The organism is Stenotrophomonas sp. YJH_SMC_25, from assembly GCF_059369595.1.
The window spans coordinates 125945-146535 of the sequence record NZ_JCAFSV010000005.1 but is presented as its reverse complement, the minus strand read 5'-3'; the positions used below and the strand labels follow the sequence as shown (position 1 = coordinate 146535).

Genomic DNA, 20591 nt, shown 5'->3' with positions numbered 1-20591 from the left:
GAAGCATCCGGAAGGTTCGCACCGGGCACGCCCGGCGCCCACAACGCGGGTGGAACGCCCAGAAACAGGAAGGCCGCTGTCACCAGGACAGCGGCCACCTTGGAGTCGACTCCGGTGTTGCAGTGCAGCGTCAGGGCTGGCCGGTGCTGGAGGTCTCGTCGCGCTTCTCGCGCGGCGGCAGCGGCTGCTCCCCGTGCACCAGGAACCATACGTTCTCGGCGATGTTGGTGGCGTGGTCGCCCACGCGCTCCAGGTTCTTGGCCATGAACAGCAGGTGCGTGCACGGGGTGATGTTGCGTGGGTCTTCCATCATGTAGGTCAGCAGCTCGCGGAACAGCGCGGTGTACTGCGCGTCCAGGCGAGCGTCGTCCTCGCGCAGTTCCAGTGCGGCGTCGGCGTCGTTGTCGCGGTAGGCGGCAATGGCACGACGGACCTGCTGCGCGGCCAGGCGGCCCAGCGCACGCAGGCCCTGGATCTGCGGCAGCGGCGGCACCTTGCCCAGCGCGATCGAACGCTTGGCGACGTTGGCCGCGTAGTCGCCGATACGCTCGATGTCGGCCGGGATGCGCAGGCCGGCGAGGATCTCGCGCAGGTCGCGCGCCATCGGGCCGCGCAGGGCCAGGCGCATCACGTCATGGCTGATCTGCTGCTCCAGCGCATCAATGGCTTCGTCGTTGGCGATGATGCGATGGGCGGCGTTCTCGTCGCGCTTCTCGATCACGTCCATCGACGCTTCGAGCTGGGCGACGGCCATCTCGCCCATGCGCACGATCTCGGCCACCAGGCGCTGCTGCTCTTCGTCGTAGCTCTTGACGATGTGGTCGTTGGGAAGGTTCATGGTCTGCAATCCGGGTAGAGCCAGGCCGTGCCTGGCTGGGACATGTGGCGAAGGATCAGCGTCGATCAGCCGAAGCGACCGGTGATGTAGTCCTCGGTCTGCCGCTGCGACGGCTGCGAGAAGATCACTTCGGTGCGGTCGTGCTCGATCAGGTCGCCCAGGTACATGAAGGCGGTGTAGTCGGAAACGCGCGCGGCCTGCTGCATGTTGTGGGTGACGATGACGATGGTGTACTCGTGCTTGAGCTCCTCCACCAGCTGCTCGATGCGGCTGGTCGAGATCGGATCCAGCGCCGAGGTCGGCTCGTCCAGCAGCAGCACCGACGGGCGCAGCGCCACGGCACGGGCGATGCACAGGCGCTGCTGCTGGCCACCGGACAGGCCCAGCGCGCTCTGCCCCAGCTTGTCCTTCACTTCGTCCCACAGTGCGCCCTGGCGCAGTGCCTGCTCGACGCGGTCGGCCATGTCGGCCTTGCTCAGTTTCTCGTGGTGGCGGATGCCGTAGGCCACGTTCTCGAAGATGGTCATCGGGAACGGCACCGGCTTCTGGAACACCATGCCGACCTTGCTGCGCAGGCGGTTCATCGGGTACTTCGGCGACAGGATGTTCTCGCCGTCCAGCAGCACTTCACCGCGCGCTTCCAGCTTCGGGTACAGCGCGTAGATGCGGTTGAAGATGCGCAGCAGGGTCGACTTGCCGCAACCGGAGGGACCGATCAGCGCGGTCACGCGCTTTTCCGGAATCTCCAGGTTGATGCCCTTCAGGGCGTGGAACTTGTCGTAGTAGAAGTCCAGTCCACGCGCAGCCAGCTTCACCGGCGACGGCGTGTGCAGGCTCTCGTGCGAGGACGGCACGGCGATGCGCTGCATCGGCACGGCGTTGGAAAGGTCGTTCATGGCGTTGTCCACGGAAAGGTCAGTCATGGGAGATACGGTTGCGTAGCAGGATGCCGCGGGCGGCAAGGCTGACCAGCAACACGAAGACAGTCAGCACCAGGGCACCGGCCCAGGCCAGCACCTGCCAGGATTCATACGGGCTGCCGGCGAACTGGTTCATCACCACCGGCACCGAGGCCATCGGCTGGAAGATGTTGTTGTTCCAGTACTGGTTGCCGAAAGCGGTGAACAGCAGCGGAGCGGTCTCGCCGGAGATGCGGGCCAGCGCCAGCAGGATGCCGGTGATGATGCCGGCCGACGCGCTGCGGTACAGCACCTGCACGATCACCTTCCACTGCGGGATGCCCAGCGACAGGGCCGCTTCGCGCATCTGCGAGGGCACCAGCCGCAGCATCTCGTCGGTGGTGCGCACCACCACCGGCAGCACGATGAAGGCCAGCGACAGGGCACCGGCGAACGCCGAGAAGTTGCCGCCGGTCTGCATCACGTACAGGGTGTAGACGAACAGGCCCAGCACGATCGACGGTGCCGACAGCAGGATGTCATTGACGAAGCGGACCACGGTGCCGGCCTTGCGGGCGTTGCCGTACTCGGCCAGCCAGGTACCGGCCAGCACGCCCAGCGGCGTGCCGATGCCGATCGCCAGCGCACACATCACGGCACTGCCGAAGAAGGCGTTGGCGAGGCCACCGTCCTGCATCGGCGGCGGCGTCATCTTGGTGAACAGGTCCCAGTTGATGCCGGCCAGGCCTTTCGAGGCCAGGGTGAACAGGATCCAGCCCAGGAAGAACAGGCCGAACAGCGCGGTGGCGCAGGAGGCGGTGATCGCAACGACGTTGCCGATGCGGCGGCGCAGGTACAACGAATCAGCGGTGGTGGACATCAGTTGCCCTCCTTGCGGGACAGGCGCATCAGCATCAGGCGGGCGATGGCCAGCACCACGAAGGTGACGATGAAGAGGACGAAGCCGAGCAGCAGCAGGGCCGAACGGTAGGTTTCAGTGGCTTCGCCGAAATCGTTGGCGATCAGCGCGGCGATGGTGGTGCCCGGCTCCAGCAGCGACGGCGACAGGCGCACGCTGTTGCCGATCACGAAGGCCACCGCCATCGTCTCGCCCAGGGCGCGGCCGAGGCCGAGGAAGATGCCGCCGATCACTGCCGAGCGGGTGTAGGGCAGGACGATGTCCCAGCTCACTTCCCACTTGGTGGAGCCCAGCGCGTACGCCGACTCCTTCAGGCGGGTCGGTACGGTCAGGAACACTTCGCGCATCACCGAGGAGATGAACGGAATGACCATGATGGCCAGCACGAAACCGGCGGTGAGCATGCCGATGCCGAGCGGCGGGCCCTGGAACATCGGGCCGATGATCGGCCATTCGCCCAGGGTCTCGTTGAGGAACGGGGTGACGTACTCGGTCATCACCGGCACCAGCACGAACAGGCCCCACATGCCGTAGATGATCGAGGGAATGCCGGCCAGCAGTTCGATGGCGGTACCGACCGGGCCACGCAGCCAGCGCGGCGCGACTTCGGTGAGGAAGAAGGCGATGCCGAAGCTGACCGGCACGGCGATGACCATCGCGATGACGGCGGTGACCAGGGTGCCGTAGATCGGGGCGAGCGCACCGAACTTGTTTTCGACCGGATTCCAGTCGGCGGAGAAGAAGAAGCTCAGGCCCTGCATCTGCAGGGCATGGCGGCCGCCCCACAGCATCGACAGCGCGGCGCAGGCCAGGGCGATCAGGACGAAGATGACGGTGCCGACCAGCACCCATCGGAACAGTTTGTCGTTGCGGGCATCACGCGCATCACGCGTGGACGGGGCGGCTACAGGCTGGGCGATGGCATTCATGGGGACGGCAGGGCCAGGAAGGGGCGGGGCGGCACGGCGTGGAAGAAGCGGTGCCCGCGTGGGGCGGGCACCGTCGTGTCCATCACTTCAGGACGGTCGCCCAGTAGGCCTCGATCTGCTTGACCAGTTCGGCCGGCAGCGGCACGTAGTGCAGCTCGTTGGCCTGCGCCTGGCCGTTCTCGAAGGCCCACTTGAAGAAGGCCAGGGTGTCCTGGTTGCGCTCGGCGTCCTTCGGCTTCTTCTGCATCAGCATGAAGTTGGTGGCGGTGATCGGCCACGCCTGCTCGCCCGGAGCGTTGGTGATGACCAGGTTGAAGTCCTTGGCGCTGGCCCAGTCGGCGCTGGCGGCCGCGGCGGCGAAGGTTTCCGCGCTCGGCTCGACCCAGTTGCCGGCCGCGTTCTGCATGGCGGTGTACGGCATGCCGTTCTGCAGCGCGTAAGCCAGTTCGACGTAGCCGATCGAGCCCTTGATCTGCTTCACGTAGGAAGCGACGCCTTCATTGCCCTTGCCACCGACGCCGTCCGGCCACTGCACCGAGGTGCCTTCGCCGACCTTGCTCTTCCACTCCGGGCTGACCTTGGACAGGTAGTTGGAGAAGTTGAAGGTGGTGCCCGAACCGTCCGAACGGTGGACCAGGGTGATCTTGCCGTCCGGCAGCTTCACGCCCGGGTTGGCGGCGACGATGGCCGGGTCGTTCCAGGTCTTGACCTTGCCCAGGAAGATGTCGGCCAGCAGGGCGCCGCTCAGGCGCAGCTTGCCGGCTTCCAGGCCTTCGATGTTGACCACCGGCACCACGCCGCCGATGGCGGACGGGAACTGCGCCAGGCCGGCCTGGGCCAGCTCTTCGCTGCTCAGCGGCTTGTCGGAGGAACCGAAGTCGACGGTGCCGGCCTTGATCTGGGCAATACCGCCGCCGGAGCCGATCGACTGGTAGTTGATCTTGGCGCCGGTGCTGGTGTTGTAGTCAGCCGACCACTTGGAGACCAGCGGGAAGATGAAGGACGCGCCTGCGCCGGACACTTCGGCGGTCACCTTGGCACCGGCAGCGGCCGGGGCGGCGGCGCCGTCGGCAGCCGGCTGCTGCGCGGCCTGCTTGTCGCCACCGCAGGCCGACAGGCCCAGGGCGATGGCCAGGGAAAGGGCGGCGAGGCCGGCCGAGTGCAGTTTCATGGTCACTCCATAGCGGGGAAGAGCCGACGTGGTCGGCGGATGCGGCTATGAAATGATGTTTTTGTTACAGCCGTATTACGACCATGACAGGGGTGTCCTGGATCACGTTCTGACAAGGGTTTCACAGGATTGGCGCCGATCCAGCAGGTGCCCGGAAACCCCCGATCTGCGCACCGATATGACGGTCGGTTGGCCCTTGTAGAGTTGAGCCATGCTCGACTGCTCCCTGTTCTCGGTAGGTGCGGACCGTTGGTCCGCACGCTCCAGCACCCAGCCGAGCGTGGGCTCGTCTCTACAAACGCTCCTGCCTTCCATGACCCCACCGACCCCCCATGGATCAGCGAAGGCCCAGCGCTCTTCACGACCCATCCCCCAAAAACAAGAAGAGCGCGAGATCTCGAGGATCTCGCGCCCGGGTGGGAGCGGCGGGGGAGAGAGGACCCGCCGCCCCCGTTCCTGCGGGGGAACGCGCTTGCTTACTTCAGGTTCTGCGACCAGTAGGTCTCGATCTGGCGGACCAGGCTGTCCGGCAGCGGCACGTAGTCCAGCTGGCGGGCCTGGGCGTCGCCATTCTTGTAGACCCAGCGGAAGAACTCCTGGGTCGCCTTGCCATTGGCAGCATTCTTCGGCGTCTTCTGCACCAGGATGAAGTTGGTGGCGGTGATCGGCCAGGACTCGGCGCCCGGCGCGTTGGTCATCACCAGGTAGAAGTCGCGGGCGTTGGCCCAGTCGGCGCTGGCGGCAGCGGCTGCGAACGAGGTGTCGCTCGGCTGCACGAACTTGCCGGCGGCATTCTTCATCGCGGTGTAGGAGAGCTTGTTCTGCAGCGCGTAGGACAGTTCGACATAGCCGATGCCGCCCTTGATCTGCTTCACATAGGCGGCAACACCTTCGTTGCCCTTGCCGCCGATGCCGGCGGGCCACTGCACCGAGGTGCCTTCACCGACCGAGCTCTTCCACTCCGGGCTGACCTTGGACAGGTAATTGACGAAGTTGAAGGTGGTGCCCGAGCCGTCCGAACGATGCACGACGGTGACCTTGGCGTTGGGCAGGGTCACGCCCGGGTTCAGCGCGGCGATGGCCGGGTCGTTCCAGGTCTTGATCTTGCCCAGGAAGATGTTGGCCAGCACCGCGCCGTCCAGCTTCAGCGCGCCCGGCGCGATGCCGGCCACGTTGACCACCGGCACCACGCCGCCGATCACCGACGGGAACTGCGCCAGGCCCGCAGCAGCCAGGTCTTCCGGCTTCAGCGGCGCGTCGGAGGAGCCGAAATCAACGGTCTTGGCCTTGATCTGGGCAATGCCGCCGCCGGAACCGATGGACTGGTAGTTGACCTTGTTGCCGGTTGCGGTGCTGTAGTCGGCCGACCACTTGGACATGACCGGGTAGATGAACGATGCGCCCGCGCCGGTGATATCGGCGGCGTTGGCGGCGAACACGGACGATGCGGCCAGGATGGCGACAGCGGCGCGCGACTTGAAGGCGTGGATCACGGGGAGACTCCTGGGGTGGTGGTCGAAGGGCGGTTGCCCGACGTTTCGGTGCACATTCCATAACGGTTGCGTGACACCCCCGCGTCTGTCATATGACGCGGGCGTGACACGCGTCATTAGCGATGTCACGTCCGCTGCGCCGGCAGGGCAGCGCGGCTGCCGATGCAACGACGAAGGCACGGCCGGGGCCGTGCCTTCGCGGGTCAACGCAGGGGGCTGGACTTACCAGAAGAACTGCGCGCGGGCTTCCAGGATGTTGGGATCGTCGTTGACGAAACCGCGCGCCGTGGAGCTGTACTTCTTGCTGTCGACCATCACGTAGTTGAGCATCAGCTTGAAGTTGGAACGCAGGTACCAGTTGGCGCCCACGGTCCAGATGTCCATCTTGCCACCCAGCACGCCATCGACGATCGGCGGGCGACCGGCAACCGGGTTGGCGGCGAGGTTGCCGTCATTGAGGTCCATGTGGTCGTAGCGCACGCCCAGCTGCCACTGGCCGCCGGCCGGGTTGTTCGGCAGGCCGGTGCCCGGGGTGCCGCCCTTGTAGCTCCAGGTCTCGCCGGTGACGTTCCACACGCCGCTGATGTAATAGCCGTCGCTGGTGTAGTTGTCGTGGTCGTAGCGCTTGGCCTTGCTGGTGTAGTACTCGGCCTGGGCCTTGAACGGGCCCTGGAAGTACATCGCTTCGGCACCGATGGTGCTGACGCGGTCGGTGTCGGTCAGGTTGCCGCTGTCGACCAGGCGGGCCGTGGCGAGGTCGGCATTCGGACGTGCACGCACGCGCAGGGTGTCGGCGTCGGTGTCGTAGTTGACGTAGCTCAGTCCGAAGTGCAGGACCTGGCCCTTTTCATTGATCGGGGCCCAGGTGCCACGCGCGCCGTAGCCGCTGCCGTGGGCCAGGTTGCGGGTCAGCTCGCGGCCGAAGGCGCTGGCAGTCACCGACCAGTTGTCCTGGCCGTAGCTGTACGCGCCGCCCAGGCGGCGGGCGATGGCATAGGTGTTGGTGACCGCTGCCTTGGAAATGAAATCGTTGTTCTTGGTGCTGGACAGTTCTTCCAGGCTGTTGGGCTGCTTGAACTGGCCCAGCTGCAGGAAGTGGTTGGCGTTGCCCAGCAGCTTGTACTTCACGTTGGTGTCGAGGAACTTGTCGGCCTTGGCGTCATAGCCGACCACCCACTCCACGTTGCCCGGGCCCTTGCCCTTCAGCACTAGCTCGGCGCGACGCAGTTCGAATTCGCTGTTCTTGCCGTTGCCGGCGTCGCCACCGTTGAGGTCGACCACATCGTTGTGGAACCAGTTGCCATCGGCCTGGACCAGGCCTTCGAAGGTGATTTCCGAACCGCCGATCACGTCGATGGCGACTTCGGCGTGTGCAGCCGGCACATACAGCGCAGCAGCCACGGCCACCGTCAGGAGTTGGTGATGCAGTTTCATGGAGAGGAGCCTTGCAGGCAGGTGGGAAGATGCGCGCAGGCTAGAAGGTAAAGATTGCGTAAATGTGACAGTTCACGCGCGGCAGACATCCACCGCAGGCCCCGTCACGGCAGGGCCTGCCATTGAACCCGCTTGCGTATGACGCCCGGATTGCGCCTTGGTTGCAGTCGATCCACGCCCTGCATGGATGCGGCCGTCACTCGGCCGGGGTCTTGTCCTTGAACTGGCACAGATCGGCGATCACGCATCCCGGGCAATCCGGCTTGCGCGCCTTGCACACATAACGTCCGTGCAGGATCAGCCAGTGATGCGCGTCGAGCAGGAATTCGGCGGGGATCACCTTCACCAGCTTGTCTTCCACTTCGCGCACATTCTTTCCCGGGGCCAGGCCGGTACGGTTGGAGACGCGGAAGATATGCGTGTCCACCGCCATCACCGGCTCGCCGAAGGCGGTGTTGAGCACCACGTTGGCGGTCTTGCGGCCCACGCCCGGCAGTGCTTCCAGCGCATCGCGATCGCGCGGCACTTCACCGCCATGCTTTTCCAGCAGGATCGCGCAGGTGGCGATCACGTTCTTCGCCTTGGCGTTGAACAGGCCGATGGTGGCGATGTACTGCTTCAGTCCTTCTTCGCCAAGCGCGAGGATCTTCGCCGGGGTGTTGGCGACCGGGAACAACCGGCGCGTGGCCTTGTTGACGCCGACGTCGGTGGCCTGCGCCGACAGCGCCACCGCCACCAGCAGCTCGAACGGCGAGCTGTACTCCAGTTCGGTCTTCGGGTGCGGGTTGAGTTCGCGCAGGCGGGTGAACATTTCCACCACGTCGGCGCGCGGCATCGTGCCGCCACGCCGCGCCGGGGCGCGTGCGGTTTTCTTCGTGGTGGCCATTACTGCTCCTTGCCGCTGGCGCGGGCCTTGGCCCGGGCGAGGATGGCGGCGGCCGCGGCGGGCAGGGCGGGCTTCACGTCCGGCGCCGGGGCGGGCGTGCGCCGCGCGTCGCGTTCGGCTTCGCGGCGGGCCAGTCGCACCGCACGGGCGCGGTAGCGTTCGCGTGCCGCCCAGGCGGCCTGAAGCTGCTGCTGGGCCTGCTGCAACCGCTGCGGGAGTTCCGGGTGGCCGGGCAGCAACTGCGCGTCGTCGGCGCGGGCGACATAGTCCATCAGCCCGGCCTGCAGGGCGCCGTCGAGATCGTCTGCCTGGACCCGGGCAAACAGCTGCGCGGGGTTGGGTCGGGATGCCATGGCGTCAGCGGTTCTGGAAGGCCGGCGGGCGGCGCTGCAGGAAGGCGCTGGTTCCCTCGCGCATGTCCTCGGTGGCGAACAGCAGGCCGAACTGTGCGCTTTCGTATTCCAGCCCGGCTTCCAGGCTGCATTCGCCGCCCACGTGCACCGCATCGAGCAGGCCGCGCAGGGCCAGCGGCGCCGAGCGTGCCAGCTGCCGGGCGATGTCCTGCACGCGGTTGTCCAGCGCGTCGGCCGGTACCACCTCGTTGACGATCCCCAGTTCCAGCGCACGCGCGGCATTGATCGGTGCACCCAGCAGGCATAGCTCCAGGGTGGCGGCGCGGCCGCACAGGCGCAGCAGGCGCTGGCTGCCGCCGAAGCCGGGAATCAGCCCGAGATTGATTTCCGGTTGGCCGACTTTGGCGGTATCGGCGGCAATGCGCAGGTGGCAGGCCATGGCCAGTTCCAGGCCGCCGCCCAGGGCAAAACCGTTGACGCGGGCGATGACCGGTTTGGGCATGCGCTCGATCTGGCGCATCAGGGCCTGGCCCAGCAGCGAGAAATCACGTCCCTGAACCGCGCTGAGTGTGTTCATCTCGGCGATGTCAGCGCCAGCCACGAACGCCTTCGGGCCGGCACCGGTCAGCACCACCACGCGGATCTCCGGGTCTGCGGCGGCGGCGCTGAAGGCCTCGGCCAGGGCCTGCAGGGTCGCGGCGTTCAGGGCGTTGAGCTTGTCCGGGCGCTGGACGGTCACGGTGCGGATGGCGCCGTCGTCGGTGACAGCGATCAGGGCATCGGCCACGGGGAAACTCCTGGAACGTTAAAAAAAAGTGATATTGAACTCCGCGAACGCAGACGGGTCATAGCCTGCATCGTGAGTAGCGGTTACACGTTGCGCCCGTTATCCTAACCCGTCGCCTCAGGGCGGCGCAGAACGTCCCTGAGTTACCACCCCTGGAGAACTGTTTGATGAAGTTGCGTTCTATCGCGGTCGCCGTCGCGGCCCTGGCCCTGACGGGCAATGCCTTCGCCCAGGACGTCTCGTCCGAAAAGGGCAAGCTGAGCTACTACTTCGGTTACGACTACGGCAACAACCTGGCGGAGCTGACCGGTCGTGGTGAGCAGCTGGACATCAACTCGGTGGTGAAGGGCCTGCAGGATGCCTACGCCAAGAAGCAGCCGGCGATCACCGCCGAGCAGCTGAAGCCGGCCGTTGAAGCGTTCCAGAAGCGCGAGCAGGGCCGTGCCCAGGCTGCCAAGGCCGAGTACGAGAAGGCTGCTGCCGAAAACAAGACCAAGAGCGATCAGTTCATCGCGGCGAACAAGGCCAAGGCCGGCGTGCAGTCGCTGCCGAGCGGCGTCCAGTACCGCGTGATCGAAGCCGGCAAGGGTGCCAAGCCGACCCAGGCCAGCACCGTGCAGCTGGAAGTGGCCGGTCCGTTCCCGTACGGCCAGCGCCCGACCGAAGCCCGCCCGGCCCAGCAGATCCCGTCGATCAAGGTCAGCGAAGTCGAAATGAAGGCCATGCGCGAGACCCTGCTGCAGATGCCGGCCGGCTCGAAGTGGGAAGTCACCCTGCCGCCGGACCAGGCCTACGGTGCGGACCCGCGCACCCCGTTCCCGCCGAACGTGGCTGTGCAGTTCGAGATCAAGCTGGTCAGCGTCAAGTAAATCGAAGCAGTAAACCAAACGCGCCGGTGATTCCACCGGCGCGTTTTTGTTTGCGCAGTGCCTGACGGTAGAGTCGACTGTCAGTCGACTGCTCTTGGGTCACATCGGGGAAACGCCCGCTGCGCGCGCGAGTCGACTGACAGTCGACTCTACCGTCCGACCGGCCCACCCGCGCAAATTCAGCCCTTTCGCGCTACTGTTGCCGGGTGCAAACAATGGAAGAAACGGCGCGTGTTGTCGCAAGTCCCTGCATCGGCGTGTGCACGCTGGATCCGCACCGGCAGTGCACCGGCTGCGGACGTCATATCGATGAAATCGCACGGTGGTCGTCGATGAGCAACGACGAACGCAGTCGCATCCTGCATCGCGTGCAGCCGTTGCGGGCGCAGCTCCAGCAATCACTGCGCGGCTCGCTGGCCGACCACGAACGTTTGATGCGCGCGCTGCATCCGTTGGCCGATCCGCCGGCCGGCGATGGCTGGAACCGCAGTGAACTGATCGATCTGCTGCCGCCCGGGCCTCCGGTGGAAGCGGCCGTGCTCGCGGGAATCGTGCCGCGCGCCAGTGGCGCGCAGGTGATCCTCACCCGTCGCACCGAAACCCTGCGCACGCACGGTGGCCAGGTCGGATTCCCCGGCGGCCGCACCGAGCCCGACGACCGCGACGCCCTGGCGGCAGCATTGCGCGAGAGCCAGGAAGAAATCGCCTTGGCTCCGGGCCAGGTGCAGGCGCTGGGCTATCTCGATCCCTTCGTGACGATCACCGGCTATCGGGTCACCCCGGTGGTGGCGGTGGTCGATCCGGACTTCGTGCCGGTGCCGCAGCCCAGCGAAGTGGCCGAGGTGTTCGAGGTGCCGCTGGACTACCTGATGGCGGCGGACAACCTGCGCCAGGTCGAAATCAACCATCGCGGCCGCATCCGTCACGTCCTTGAGTACAGCTGGCCCGGCCAGCGCATCTGGGGCGCCACCGCGGCCATTCTCTACAACCTGCGTCGCCGCCTGGAGCAAGTGCAATGAACCCGATCAATCCGCCGTGGACCACCCTGGTCGATGTCGCCACCCTGGCTGCCGCGTTGGGCGAGGGCATCCGCGTGGTCGACGCACGCGCCACCGCCAGCACCGCGGTGCGCGTGGTTGATGCGCGTTCCTCGCTGGCCGATCCGCAGGCGGGTAGCGGCCATTACCTGGCAGGTCATATCCCGGGTGCGGTGTATGCCGATCTGAATCGTGACCTGTCCGATCTGTCGCGCGTCGGCCATGGTCGCCATCCGCTGCCGGACAGCGATGCCTTCGCCGCGAAGCTCGGCCAGTGGGGTATCGGTCCTGACACGCAGGTGGTGGTCTACGACGGCAGCGACGGCAGCATGGCCGCTTCGCGCCTGTGGTGGCTGCTGCGCCTGATCGGGCACAGCAAGGTGGCCGTGCTCGATGGTGGTATCGCCGCGTGGCAGGCCGCAGGGCAACCTTTGGCGACGGGGCCGGACGAGGTGACCGCGCTGCCGGCTTACCTGGGCCGTTTCGACACCGCCCAGATCGCCAATGCCGAGGAGATCAGCGCACGCCTGAAGCACGCGCCGGGCTGGCTGGTCGACGCACGCGCGGGCGAACGCTTCCGCGGCGAAGTCGAGCCGCTGGACCCGGTCGCCGGCCACGTACCCGGCGCGGTCAACCGTCCGTTTGCGTTGAACGTGGCCGACGGCCGGCTGCGCGATGCACAGGAACTGCGCGTCGAGCTGCAGGGTGTGATCGGGAACCGTGATCCGCAGCAGGTGGTGCTGATGTGCGGCTCCGGCGTGACCGCCTGCCACCTGCTGCTGGCGATGGAAAGCGCAGGCCTGAGCGGCGCACGCATCTACGCCGACTCCTGGAGCGGTTGGGTGAGCGACAGCAGCCGCCCGGTGGCGACCGGCGCCTGAGAAGCGCGGGGTCGGATCCGTTTTCCAACGGAAAACGGCTCTGACCATATCGAGCGTAAATCCGGGTCAGAGCCCGTTGCGTGGCAACGGGATCCGACCCCGTGCCGACCAAGGTCGGCACCCACCAATTCGTGGAGCGTTGGGTGAGCGACAGCAGCCGCCCGGTGGCGACCGGCGCCTGAGAAGCGCGGGGTCGGATCCGTTTTCCAACGGAAAACGGCTCTGACCCCATCGAGCGTAAATCGGGGCCAGAGTCCGTTGCGTCGCCATGGGATCGACTCCGTGCCGACCAACGGTCGGCACCCACCAATTCGTGGAGCGGGTGGGTGAGCGACAGCAGCCGCCCGGTGGCGACCGGCGCCTGAGAAGCGCGGGGTCGGATCCGTTTTCCAACGGGAAACGGCTCTGACCCTATCGAGCGTAAATCGGGGTCAGAGCCCGTTGCGTGGCAACGGGATCCGACTCCGTGCCGACTAAGGTCGGCACCCACCAACAGCGGCAGAAATCTGTCGAAGGCGGGGTGGGGCCGGTTGCGGGGGTGTCCGCGGCATGGATGCCGCGGCCAAGCCCCCATGGACGGGTTTACGGCGTCCCCCGCAACCGGACCCACCCCGCCATCCCCCGGAATGCCAGCTCTTGACGTTGACGTTGCCGTTGCTTCTGCGGGTGCAGGGCGCAGCCCTGCCGCTTACCCAACCGGCTGCAGTGGCATCTTCGCCAGCACCCGCGCCCACGGGAACAACGGCCCCGGATCACGCTTGCGCGCCACCATCAGCGTCGGATCATCGCTGGCCGGCACCTGCTCCCGATCAAGCTGGTCATGCCCGGCAATCCGCTGTAGCGACGGATAGCGTGCCACCAGCGCCAACAGCAGCTGCTCCAGCGCTTCCAGCTGCGCCTCGGTGTAGGCCTCGTCCATCGCCTGGTGACGGCTGTCGAACCAGTGCGGGTAGCGCCCGGTATTGACCAGCTCGATGCCCAGCGTATGCGCGTTCATGCCGCGCACGTGGTGGGCCACCCGTTCCGGTGCCACGTACTGCACCACGCTGCCATCGCGGTCGATGTAGAAATGCCCGCTGTTGCCGGCACCACTGTCGTACAGCACACGCTCGCCGTACTCGCGGGCCATCGCCAGGTCGGGCAACTCGGTGCAGTGGATCACCACCATCTCCAGCGTGGCCGGGTCGCGCAGTGGCAGGCGGTCTTCGTAGGGCAGGGGCTGCAGCTGCAGGCCGGGCAGGAGCGGGTTGGGCATCCGGCGATGCTAGCATTGCGGCATGAACCTGCCTTCCCTTTCCTTGTCGGCCCGTTCGTGCGGAGCGCACGCATGAGCCGCGGCCACTGCATCCTGTCCCACGGCTTCGAGAGCGGCCCGGAAGCGACCAAGGTCACCGCGCTGGCCGAGGTGGCACAGCGCCTGGGCTGGACCCACGAGCGCCCCGACTACACCGACCTGGACGCGATGAGCGAGGTCAGCCGGGTGGGCGACGTGCCGACCCGCCTGCGCCGCCTGGTCGAGCGCGCCGCCATCGCTGCCCGGCAGGGGCCGGTGGTGCTGGCCGGCTCCAGCCTGGGCGCCTACATCTCCGCCATCGCCTCGTTGAAGGTGCCGGTGGCCGGCCTGTTCCTGATGGTGCCGCCGACCACCATGGGCCCAATGCCGGCGCTGGATGCCGCCGCCGTGCCGACCACCGTGGTGCAGGCCTGGCATGACGATGTGGTCCCGGCCGTCGGGGTCATCGCCTGGGCGCAGGCGCGTTCGGCGCAGCTGCTGCTGGTCGACGACGGCCACCGCCTGGAACGCCACGTGGAGGCCTCCGCGCAGGCCTTCGAGCGCCTGTTGCGGCAACTGTGAAGCCCGGGCGCACGGCGCGCCCGCCCGCATTGACTACAATGGCAGCCCCGCCGCCCCTGGCGCGGGCCTGCCGGCCGTGCCTACGGCCCTCCTTTCCGACCGGCCCGGCCCCTGTGCCGCGCCCGACCACCTGCGAACCGATCCCGTGAAATTCTTCGTCTCCTGCGCCAAGGGCCTGGAATACCTGCTTGCCGATGAACTGTCGGCCCTGGGCCTTGGCAAGGCCACTGCCACCATTGCCGGCGTCAACGCCGAGGGCGAACTGGAGCAGGCGCTGCGGATCGTGATGTGGTCGCGCCTGGCCAGCCGCGTGCTGTGGCCGATCGACGAGTTCGAGTGCCCGGACGAGCAGGCCCTGTATGACGGCGTGCGTGCGCTGCCGTGGCACGAGCACATCAAGCCGGAGATGACCCTGGCGGTGGACGCACACGTGTCCGGCGACAAGATCACCCATGCCCGCTTCGCCGCGCAGCGGATCAAGGACGCCATCGTCGATCGCATGCGCGATGAAGGCCTGGAGCGTCCCTCGGTCAACACCGACCTGCCTGATGTGCGCGTCAACCTGTCGCTGCGCAAGGGCCGCGCCTCGCTGTCGATCGACCTCGGCGGTGGCCCGCTGCACCGCCGTGGCTGGCGCGGTGCTGCCCACGAGGCACCGCTGAAGGAGAACCTGGCCGCCGCGCTGCTGCTGCGCGCGCAGTGGCCGCGCCTGCACGCCGCCGGTGGCGGCCTGCTGGACCCGATGTGCGGCAGCGGCACGCTGCTGATCGAAGGCGCGCTGATGGCTGCCGACGTCGCCCCGGGCCTGATGCGCCACGGCAGCCTGCCGCCGAGCCGTTGGCTGGGCTTCGACAAGTCGGCCTGGAAGACTATCCAGAGCGAAGCGCGCGATCGCGAGGCCGCTGGCCTGGCCGCGCTGAAGCCGGTCATCCACGGCAGCGACATCGACCCGACCGCGATCCAGGCGGCACGCGAGAATGCCGAGGTCGCGGGCGTCGCCCACGCGATCCGTTTCACCCGTGCCGACGTTGCCGACCTGGCCGCGCCCGAACAGGAGATCGGTGCGGTGGTCTGCAACCCGCCCTACGACGAGCGCCTGGCTGCGGATCCGGCGCTGTACCGCGCATTGGGCAATGCCCTGCAGAAGGCGGTGCCGCAGTGGCGCGCCAGCCTGCTGTGCGGCAACGACGAACTGGCCTTCGCCACCGGCCTGCGCGCGGGCAAGAAGTACCAGATGTTCAATGGTGCGCTGGAATGTGCGCTGATCGTCTGCGACCCGATCGCCGTGCCGGGCCGTGATCCGGCACAGCCACGCGAGCTGAGCGAAGGTGCGCAGATGGTGGCCAACCGCCTGCGCAAGAACCTGAAGAAGTTCAAGAGCTGGCGCGCCCGCGAGCACATCACCTGCTTCCGTGCCTATGACGCCGACCTGCCGGAATACGCGGCCGCCATCGACGTCTACGAGGAAGACGGTGGCAAGCGCCGTACCTTCCTGCACGTGCAGGAATACGCCGCACCGGCCGCGATTCCGGAGAACGACGTGCGCCGCCGCCGCAACGAGCTGCTGGCTGCCGCGCGCGAAGTGTTCGGCGTGCCGCCGGAACAGGTCTCGATGAAGTCGCGCGAGCGCGGCAAGGGCGGCAGCAAGTACGGCCGCTTCGAGCAGCGAGATGAATTCATCGTAGTGCGCGAGAACAACGCACTGCTGCAGGTGAACCTGTTCGACTACCTCGATACCGGCTTGTTCCTCGACCATCGCCCGCTGCGCCGGATGATGGCCGAGCAGGTGCGTGGCAAGCGTTTCCTCAACCTGTTCTGCTACACCGGCGTGGCCAGCGTGCAGGCCGCCGTGGCTGGTGCCGCCAGCACCACCAGCGTCGACCTGTCGGCCACTTACCTGCAGTGGTGCTACGACAACCTGGCGTTGAACGGGCAGGGCGGCAACCAGCACCTTCTGGTGCAGGCCGATGCGATGGCCTGGCTGGAAGGTGACCGTGGCCAGTACGACGTGATCTTCTGTGACCCGCCGACCTTCTCCAACTCCGCACGCGCCGATGACTTCGACGTGCAGCGCGAACAGCTGAAGCTGCTGCGTGCGGCGGTGGCGCGGCTGGCCCCGGGGGGCGTGCTGTACTTCTCGAACAACTTCCGCCGCTTCAAGCTGGAAGAAAACGCCATTGCCGAATTTGCCCAGTGCCGCGAGATCACCGCGCGCACCATCGGCCCGGACTTCGAACGCAACGCGCGCATCCATCGCGCGTGGGAGCTGAAGCGGTTGGGGTAACACGACGCCCGGGGTCGGATCCCCTGCGCGAAGCGCAGGGGCTCTGACCCCATCTGGATCTACGTACCAGGGGTCAGAGCCCTTGCGCTTCGCGAAAGGGATCCGACCCCGGTGGCCCGGCTACAGCAACGCCACCACCAGCCCCAACACCGGCAGCGCGATCGCCAGTGGCACGATCCACTTCGGCTGGTACGGATACAACCCGAACGACAGCGCCAGACCGCCCAGTGTCATCGTTCCCAGCCACAGCACCGGGCCAATCGCCCAGCCGTGGTCGGCCACGCACAGTGCGAACGCTACCGCCAGCAGTACCCAGCCCAGTACCCGCCACTGCGTGCGCCGTGCCGGGGGGGCTGCAGCCTTGCCGTGCAGATCGTGCTGGTGCTTTTCCATCGCCAGCGACAACGCGGTGAACGCAGAGAACGACAGGGTCAGCGCCAGCAGCATCATGCGCTGGCCTCCGCTTCGGCCGCTTCTGCAGTGTTCACCGATGCCTTCGGCGCAGCCGCAGCGGCCGCACGCTTCTTCTTCTCGGCCGCACTCAGCGGTGGCGTCCAGCGCTGCATGCGCCAACCGCACAGCGCCAGCATCGCGCCGAACGCGATCATCGACAGATCGAAGCCAGCCAATACCCAGTCGCCGTTGCGCAGGGTGTTGCCCAGGTGCGCATGCGTGGTCAGCGCATTGACCACCGGTACCAGTGCGAACGCGGCCGCGCCCAGGTAGAGCTGCCACGCCCACATCATCCGCTTCGGCCAGATGAAGGCGGCCAGCAGCGCGCCGGCCCAGGCGTAGAAGAACACGTTGGCCTCCGCACTCGAGCGCTCGGCGATGTCCAGCGGCAGCAGGCGGTTGCCCCAGAAGTAGGCGGCGAAGGCGATCGGCAGGCCGGCCACGGTGCCGATGTTCAGCGCATCGACCAGGCGCAGGCCGAAGCCGGTGCGGCCACTCTTGGCGTGCCTGGGCCGTTCCTTCACCGCCCACAGCACCACGCCGCTGGCCACCATCAGGCAGCCGACCAGGCCGGACAGGAAGAACAGTGCACGCAGGCCCCAGTCGGCGAAGCGGGCCAGGTGCAGGCCATACAGCACGCCACGGGTCGCGGTAGCTCCGCCCGACGGTGGCGTCTCTTCCAGCAGCGCACCGCTGACCATGTCGTAGCGCACGGCCGGGGTGTCGGTGGACAGGCGCTTGCCGTCACGCTGGCGGATGTCGATCACCGCATTGGCCGCGCCCGGGTTGGATACGGTGAAGCCGGCCACTTCCACGCCGTGCCAGTGTGCACGTGCGCTGTCCAACAGCTGTGCGATCGGCAGCGGCGCGGCGCGGCCTTCGGCCGGTGCGGTCACCTCCGGCATGCCACCGAAGGCCTCGACGAAGAACTGGTCCTCGTCCTGCGGGTAGGCCACCTTCACGCCCCACGGCAGGTACATGATCATCAACGTCACAATGCCGGTGTAGGTGATCATCGCGTGGTAGGGCAGGGCCATCACCGCGCTGACGTTGTGGAAATCAAGCCAGGAACGCAGGCCCTTGTCCTTGCGGAAGGTGAAGAAGTCCTTGAAGATTTTCTTGTGGGTGATGACGCCGGTGATGATCGCCACCAGCATGAACATCGCGCAGAAGCCGACCAGATAGCGTGCCCACAGCACCGGGATGTAGTGCAGGTCGAAGTGCAGGCGGTAGAAGAAGTCGCCGCCGCGGGTCTCGCGCGCCTTCAATGCCTGGCCGGTGTTGGGGTCCAGCGTGGCGTCGCCGAAGCCACCGCGGCGGCCACGGCTGGGATCGGCCAGTTCCGGCGGCAACCGCCAGAACATCTGCATGGCCGGGTTGCGCGGCTGCGGCAGTGTGACGAACCAGTTTTCGGCCTGCGCGGCGTTGGCCTGCAGGTAGTCCACCGCGCGCTGTGCGGCGACGTCGATGCTGACGTTGCTGGACGGCAGTTCCGGACGCATCCAGCGGCTGATTTCCTCGCGGTAGTAGCTGGCCGTGCCAGCCATGAAGATCAGCAGCAGCAACCAGCCAACCAGCAGCCCGGTCCAGGTGTGCAGCCAGGCCATCGACTGGCGGAATCCGTTCTTCATGCCCAGGCCCCCATCAGGCGTGCAATGGCGGCCATCAGCAGCGCGGGCGCGAGGATGCCGACCCAGGCGCGCAGCGCGCTGCGGGTGGCGAATGCCCACAGTGCCGCACAGGCGGCGACCAGGATGGCCAGCAGCATGCCGGTCAGCACGGTCTGGCCACGTGCGCCGGGCAGGGCCACGGCGCAGAACACGCTGGTCATCGAGGCCAGTGCGTAACCGCCGAAGATCGCGGCCAACGAGCGTGACAGCACGCCCCAGCGCGGGTTGGAAAAGAAGGTGCGGGGGCTGGCGGTTGCGGGCGAGCGGTCCACGGCATTCCTGCAGGTAGGAGAGGGGATGGAACGCGTCCGCGGCCCCCTTGCGCCCTGCGCATGTCGCCCAGCGTGTCCCATCGACAAAGCACGGCCCGCGCAGACGGGCAGTTCAGAGGTCGGGGATGTACACGGGCGATGGGTGCGTCTCCGCACCCGATTGGCTAAGCGTACAACCGATCAGTAAATGATAGGCATTCGCATTTTATGAATCAAGCGTGATGACCCGAGGGGCGCGTTGAGGCCTAGAACCTGAACACCACTGTCGCCGCATGCAGCAGCAGGCCGATCAGGCCACCCACCAGGGTGCCGTTGAAGCGGATGAACTGCAGGTCGCGGCCCACGCTCAGTTCCAGCTGTTCCACCAGATGGCGCTCGTCCCAGCCCTTCACGGTCTGCGCGATATGCGTGGTCACGCCTTCGCGCAGGCGGCCGGTCAGGCGTTGCGCGCCTTCCAGCAGGTGCTGGTTGAGGGCCTCGCGCAGCGCCGGGTCGGCCTGCAGGCTGGCACCGAGCGAACCCAGGCTGCGCTGCAGGTGGCCGACCAGCGCCGAGTCCTCGCGCTGCAGGTCCGCGCGCAGGCTGGCGTGGATGCGCGCCCACAACCCCTGCACGTAGTCCTGCAGGGCCGGATGGTCGATCATTTCCTGCTTGAGCTGTTCGATGCGCTCGGCCAGGGCCGGGTCCTCGCGCAGGCGCTGCACGTAATTCTGCAGCCAGCTCTCGTAGTCCTGGCGCAGCGGATGCTGCGGCTCGGCCAGTACCTGCTGCAGCTCTTCCAGTACCGCGCGGGCCAGGCGCTCGGCCAGGCTGTCGCCGATCTCGTCAATCGGCTTGACCCAGTTCACCGTGCTCGACAGCGTCGGCCATTCGCGCTGGATGTAACGCACGATCAGCTGCGAGGCGCGTTCTTTCACCTCGGGCTGCTCGAGCCAGCGGCCCAGCCGCTGCAGGCCTTCGTCCAGCACGCGCTGGTGGCGACCATCGGCGGTCAGCAGGGCCAGCAGTTCACCGGCAGTGGCAGCGGCATTCCACTGCCGCAACTGCTGCACAACGAAGCCGTGCAGCTGCCGGCGCACGGCGGTTTCGTCGAAGAAATCCAGTGCCTGCAGCGCCCAGCCGCGGGCCATGTCGGCCAGCATGCGCGAGCGTGCCGGGTCGGCCAGCCAGCTGCCGAGGCGGCTGGCCGGATCGAACACCTGCAGCTTGGCCAGCAGCACGCCCGGCTCCAGGAACTGGTCGCGCACGAACAGCGCAAGGCTGTCGCCGATGCGTTCCTTGCTGCGCGGGATGATCGCGGTGTGCGGGATCGGCAGGCCCATCGGCCGGCGGAACAGCGCGACCACGGCGAACCAATCGGCCAGTGCGCCCACGGCTGCGGCCTCGCAGAACGCCGAAACCCAGGCCCAGATGCCGCGCTCGCCCTGCCAGTGGCTGACCGCGAAACCGGCCAGCATCAACAGCAGCAGGCCCAGCGCGAGGGCTTTCAGGCGCCGCAGCTGAGCGCGGCGCGGGTCGTTGGCAGACGTCATGCCGGAAGTCTAACCGGCACGGCATGAGC

20 protein-coding genes are annotated in these 20591 nt (G+C 67.1%); 5 read left to right on the top strand and 15 right to left on the bottom strand.

Annotated elements, in window-relative coordinates; genetic code table 11:
* Positions 1-130 precede the first annotated feature (130 nt).
* The 10 genes from phoU to AC5P7E_RS08815 form a co-directional block, all read right to left on the bottom strand.
* A complete protein-coding gene (gene phoU / locus AC5P7E_RS08860) occupies positions 131-838 on the bottom strand; it encodes a phosphate signaling complex protein PhoU (protein WP_005408787.1) in 708 nt (235 codons plus the stop codon).
* A gap of 65 nt (positions 839-903) precedes the next feature.
* Entirely contained in the window at positions 904-1734 is an 831-nt protein-coding gene (pstB, locus tag AC5P7E_RS08855) for a phosphate ABC transporter ATP-binding protein PstB (RefSeq protein ID WP_005408788.1), read from the bottom strand.
* Positions 1735-1753: 19 nt separating this feature from the next.
* A complete protein-coding gene (pstA, locus tag AC5P7E_RS08850) occupies positions 1754-2617 on the bottom strand; it encodes a phosphate ABC transporter permease PstA (RefSeq protein WP_005408789.1) in 864 nt (287 codons plus the stop codon).
* The gene (pstC, locus tag AC5P7E_RS08845) at positions 2617-3585 is read right to left on the bottom strand and encodes a phosphate ABC transporter permease subunit PstC (RefSeq protein WP_005412771.1); all 969 of its coding nucleotides are present in this window, start codon (positions 3583-3585) and stop codon (positions 2617-2619) included. The genes pstA and pstC overlap by 1 nt, the downstream gene beginning before the upstream one ends.
* 82 nt (positions 3586-3667) lie before the next feature.
* A complete protein-coding gene (gene pstS / locus AC5P7E_RS08840; protein ID WP_111193295.1) occupies positions 3668-4756 on the bottom strand; it encodes a phosphate ABC transporter substrate-binding protein PstS in 1089 nt (362 codons plus the stop codon).
* Positions 4757-5232: 476 nt separating this feature from the next.
* Complete coding sequence (gene pstS, locus AC5P7E_RS08835) at positions 5233-6249, bottom strand: phosphate ABC transporter substrate-binding protein PstS (RefSeq protein ID WP_005408792.1); 1017 nt, start codon at positions 6247-6249, stop codon at positions 5233-5235.
* 222 nt (positions 6250-6471) lie between these two features.
* Positions 6472-7683 (bottom strand): OprO/OprP family phosphate-selective porin, encoded by a 1212-nt coding sequence (locus AC5P7E_RS08830; protein ID WP_005408793.1) that lies wholly within the window; start codon positions 7681-7683, stop codon positions 6472-6474.
* Between the two features lie 196 nt (positions 7684-7879).
* A complete protein-coding gene (nth, locus tag AC5P7E_RS08825) occupies positions 7880-8569 on the bottom strand; it encodes an endonuclease III (protein WP_076739119.1) in 690 nt (229 codons plus the stop codon).
* Positions 8569-8922 (bottom strand): hypothetical protein, encoded by a 354-nt coding sequence (locus AC5P7E_RS08820; protein WP_005408795.1) that lies wholly within the window; start codon positions 8920-8922, stop codon positions 8569-8571. Before AC5P7E_RS08820 ends, nth begins: the two co-directional genes overlap by 1 nt.
* Before the next feature lie 4 nt (positions 8923-8926).
* Positions 8927-9709, bottom strand: a complete 783-nt coding sequence (locus tag AC5P7E_RS08815; RefSeq protein WP_012479639.1) for an enoyl-CoA hydratase/isomerase family protein — start codon at positions 9707-9709, stop codon at positions 8927-8929.
* A gap of 167 nt (positions 9710-9876) precedes the next feature.
* On the opposite strand from AC5P7E_RS08815, the gene AC5P7E_RS08810 reads away from it, so the two are divergent.
* From AC5P7E_RS08810 to AC5P7E_RS08800, 3 genes are all read left to right on the top strand, one after another.
* Positions 9877-10578 (top strand): FKBP-type peptidyl-prolyl cis-trans isomerase, encoded by a 702-nt coding sequence (locus AC5P7E_RS08810; RefSeq protein WP_005408797.1) that lies wholly within the window; start codon positions 9877-9879, stop codon positions 10576-10578.
* Between the two features lie 215 nt (positions 10579-10793).
* The gene (locus tag AC5P7E_RS08805; RefSeq protein ID WP_024957875.1) at positions 10794-11597 is read left to right on the top strand and encodes a CoA pyrophosphatase; all 804 of its coding nucleotides are present in this window, start codon (positions 10794-10796) and stop codon (positions 11595-11597) included.
* Positions 11594-12496: a sulfurtransferase gene (locus AC5P7E_RS08800; protein ID WP_114618483.1), complete on the top strand. Its 903-nt coding sequence runs from the start codon at positions 11594-11596 to the stop codon at positions 12494-12496. The genes AC5P7E_RS08805 and AC5P7E_RS08800 overlap by 4 nt, the downstream gene beginning before the upstream one ends.
* 688 nt (positions 12497-13184) lie before the next feature.
* Here AC5P7E_RS08800 and AC5P7E_RS08795 read toward each other — a convergent pair.
* Positions 13185-13751 (bottom strand): N-acetylmuramoyl-L-alanine amidase, encoded by a 567-nt coding sequence (locus AC5P7E_RS08795; RefSeq protein ID WP_099529853.1) that lies wholly within the window; start codon positions 13749-13751, stop codon positions 13185-13187.
* 72 nt (positions 13752-13823) lie between these two features.
* Between AC5P7E_RS08795 and AC5P7E_RS08790 the strand changes: the two genes are divergently transcribed.
* Together AC5P7E_RS08790 and rlmKL are read left to right on the top strand one after the other, a co-directional pair.
* A complete protein-coding gene (locus tag AC5P7E_RS08790; RefSeq protein WP_329761617.1) occupies positions 13824-14351 on the top strand; it encodes a hypothetical protein in 528 nt (175 codons plus the stop codon).
* 145 nt (positions 14352-14496) lie between these two features.
* Complete coding sequence (gene rlmKL / locus AC5P7E_RS08785) at positions 14497-16635, top strand: bifunctional 23S rRNA (guanine(2069)-N(7))-methyltransferase RlmK/23S rRNA (guanine(2445)-N(2))-methyltransferase RlmL (RefSeq protein ID WP_099523906.1); 2139 nt, start codon at positions 14497-14499, stop codon at positions 16633-16635.
* A gap of 120 nt (positions 16636-16755) precedes the next feature.
* On the opposite strand, the gene AC5P7E_RS08780 is transcribed toward rlmKL, so the two are convergent.
* The 4 genes from AC5P7E_RS08780 to AC5P7E_RS08765 all read right to left on the bottom strand — a co-directional run bounded on the left by AC5P7E_RS08780 (position 16756) and on the right by AC5P7E_RS08765 (position 20562).
* A complete protein-coding gene (locus AC5P7E_RS08780; protein ID WP_005408803.1) occupies positions 16756-17085 on the bottom strand; it encodes a DUF3325 domain-containing protein in 330 nt (109 codons plus the stop codon).
* A complete protein-coding gene (locus AC5P7E_RS08775; protein WP_099523907.1) occupies positions 17082-18719 on the bottom strand; it encodes a PepSY-associated TM helix domain-containing protein in 1638 nt (545 codons plus the stop codon). Before AC5P7E_RS08775 ends, AC5P7E_RS08780 begins: the two co-directional genes overlap by 4 nt.
* Positions 18716-19030, bottom strand: a complete 315-nt coding sequence (locus AC5P7E_RS08770; RefSeq protein ID WP_005412781.1) for a DUF3649 domain-containing protein — start codon at positions 19028-19030, stop codon at positions 18716-18718. Before AC5P7E_RS08770 ends, AC5P7E_RS08775 begins: the two co-directional genes overlap by 4 nt.
* A 245-nt stretch (positions 19031-19275) precedes the next feature.
* Entirely contained in the window at positions 19276-20562 is a 1287-nt protein-coding gene (locus AC5P7E_RS08765; protein WP_024958724.1) for a DUF445 domain-containing protein, read from the bottom strand.
* Positions 20563-20591 lie beyond the last annotated feature (29 nt).